The 2,580-nt window shown below is 27.4% G+C and carries 3 protein-coding genes (1 of these 3 only partly in view); all 3 read right to left on the bottom strand.

The features are described from left to right. Nucleotides 1-37 precede the first annotated feature (37 nt). Entirely contained in the window at nucleotides 38-1,315 is a 1,278-nt protein-coding gene (locus G3997_RS05720; protein ID WP_296644237.1) for a methionine gamma-lyase family protein, read from the bottom strand. A gap of 88 nt (nucleotides 1,316-1,403) precedes the next feature. Then, nucleotides 1,404-2,069, bottom strand: a complete 666-nt coding sequence (locus G3997_RS05725; RefSeq protein ID WP_296644241.1) for a B3/B4 domain-containing protein — start codon at nucleotides 2,067-2,069, stop codon at nucleotides 1,404-1,406. Nucleotides 2,070-2,312: 243 nt separating this feature from the next. Continuing rightward, nucleotides 2,313-2,580, bottom strand: the final stretch of a protein-coding gene (locus G3997_RS05730; RefSeq protein WP_442971261.1) for an ABC transporter ATP-binding protein. 836 nt of this gene lie beyond the right edge of the window; the window shows 268 of its 1,104 coding nt (coding positions 837-1,104); its start codon lies off the right edge, out of view — the gene reads right to left on this strand; it ends in the stop codon at nucleotides 2,313-2,315.

Genomic DNA, 2,580 nt, shown 5'->3' on the forward strand with positions numbered 1-2,580 from the left:
TAATAAGTATATTAATGCTTGTACAACATTATTCTCTTTATTTTGATTTTTTCATATATTCTATAGCTTTTAATGTACCCATTTTAGAGTGGTCAAATGTAAGTCCACCTTGGAAATATACATTGTATGGTGGCTTTATAGGAGCATCTGCACTAAGTTCTATAGAAGAACCTTGTATAAAAGCACCAGCTGCCATTATAACTTCACTGTCATATCCTGGCATTGCCCAAGGAACTGGCTTAACATATGAATCAACTGGAGCAGCAGCTTGTGTTCCTTGACAGAATGCTATAACTTCATCAGCATTTTTAAGTCTTACTATTTGTATTATATCACTTCTTACATCATCGTATTTTGGAAGTACTTCATATCCCATTTTTTCAAACATTCTAGCACAGTATATTGCACCCATTAAGGCTTGAGAAACTACATATGGTGCCATGAAGAATCCTTGTAATACATTTCTAGTTGTACCGAATGTTAAACCACATTCTTTACCTATACCTGGTGATGTAAGTCTATATGATATAAGTTCTACTAAATCAGCTCTACCTGCTACATATCCACCAGTTAATGCAAGTCCGCCACCTGGGTTTTTGATAAGTGACCCTGCCATTATATCTACACCAACTTCTGTTGGTTCTTTAGTTTCTATAAATTCTCCATAACAGTTATCAAGCATAACTATAACATCTTCTTTAACAGCTTTAGCTGTATCTACTATCTCTTTTATATCTGCTATTGTAAGAGATTTTCTCCAAGAGTATCCCTTAGATCTTTGTATAAATACCATTTTAGTTTTATCATTTATTTTATTCTTAATACCTTCTAAGTCAACATCTCCATTTTCTAAGAAATCAACTTGGTCATATGTAACACCGAATTCTTTTAAAGAACCTTTTTCTTCTCTTATTCCTATAACACCTTCTAATGTATCATATGGTTTACCTGTAACAGATAATATTTCATCACCTGGTCTAAGTATACCTTGTAAGCAAAGTGTTAATGCATGTGTTCCGTTAACTATTATAGGTCTAACTAATGCATCTTCAGCACCAAATACATTAGCATATATTTCTTCTACTTTTTCACGACCTATATCATTATAACCATATCCTGTTGTCCAGTTAAAATGATTATCGCTTAAGTTAGCCTCTTGCATAGCTTTTAATACTTTATATTGATTATATTCTCTTATTTCTTTTATTTCATCAAATTTATGTTTTATATCATTCATTACTTCTTCAGATAACTTAAATGTTTCGTCATCTAATCCATAAAAACCTTTTAATAAATCTTTAGTTTCTTGTAACATAATATCCACCTGTCTTTTTAATTTTATCTTTAAAATTCTATCATAGTATGTATTTATAGTCAATTTATAGACATTTAACTATAATTAACTATTTAGCTTTTATTATTTTGCTATCTATAATAGTTGCATCTGCAAAGTTTATTAATAATTCTTTTGCATATTCTATGTATCTTTCTAAATTTTCATCTTCTTCAAAAGCTATTATATTCATTAAGATATGAGTTGTATTATTTTCTATCATAGCTCTAACAGAATCTGATGTACTACTTCCAAACTTACCATATTCATCTTCAAACACAGGTAAGTTTTCTAAGTTTATACTTCCTCTTCCTATACCTTCATATCTTTCATTTTCTTCACCTATTGTAAAAGTTATACTTCCTTTTACTTTATCTAAATCGTAAGTTCCTACTGAATAACAAGTATGTAGTGATATTAAATTATTTATATCTACTATGTTATTAACGTAATATAAGTCATTTCCTTTGACTACTCTTTTAACTAATGATTCTGATGATAATCTATACCTACTCGGGTCTTTGCCTAATTTTTTATAAGCATTTCTTGATGATAGTATATTTTTTAGTTTTATTACTTCATCAAATTTTATAGTTTCTTTTATTTCTTCACATTTTTTATTTATTAACTCTAATAGTTCTTTATCTGATTCTTTTGTTTTTACTTTAGCTTCTATACATGCTATATGTACGTTTACTTTGTCACTTAAATTTTTATCTATATTTATATTTATCATTAAATTTCTCCATATACTTTATTATTTATAACTTAGGTATTGTATCATAATCATATTTTATACAATATTTTTATAGTTCTATTAATTATAAAAATTTAAATTATCATACATTTTATTTTACCATTATATGCATACGCTCCTACTTTTTATGTTTATCTATGTTAGTTTACTTCGTAATATTTATATAAATTCATAAAGAAAACTCTTTTCAAATTTTCTTATAAAAGTTCAATATAATTAATTCTATTTTAATCCATCAAACTGGCTATTATATAATTCTGCATAGAATCCATTTTTATATAGTAATTCTTCGTGATTTCCACTTTCAATTATATCTCCATCTTTCATAACAAGAATCATATCTGCATTTTTAATAGTTGATAAACGATGTGCTATTACAAATGATGTTCTTCCAACCATTAATTTATCCATTGCTTCTTGTATAAGTATCTCTGTACGAGTATCAACTGAACTTGTAGCTTCATCTAGTATTAAAAGAGGAACATTTTCA

This window comes from Romboutsia sp. 13368 (assembly GCF_018336475.1).
In the GTDB taxonomy this organism is placed as follows: Bacteria; Bacillota; Clostridia; order Peptostreptococcales; family Peptostreptococcaceae; genus Romboutsia.

Excerpts from the sequence above, each read along its gene's own strand:
- G3997_RS05720 (WP_296644237.1), bottom strand. The coding sequence starts at position 1,315 with ATGTTACAAGAAACTAAAGATTTATTAAAAGGTTTTTATGGATTAGAT.
- G3997_RS05725 (WP_296644241.1), bottom strand. The coding sequence starts at position 2,069 with ATGATAAATATAAATATAGATAAAAATTTAAGTGACAAAGTAAACGTA.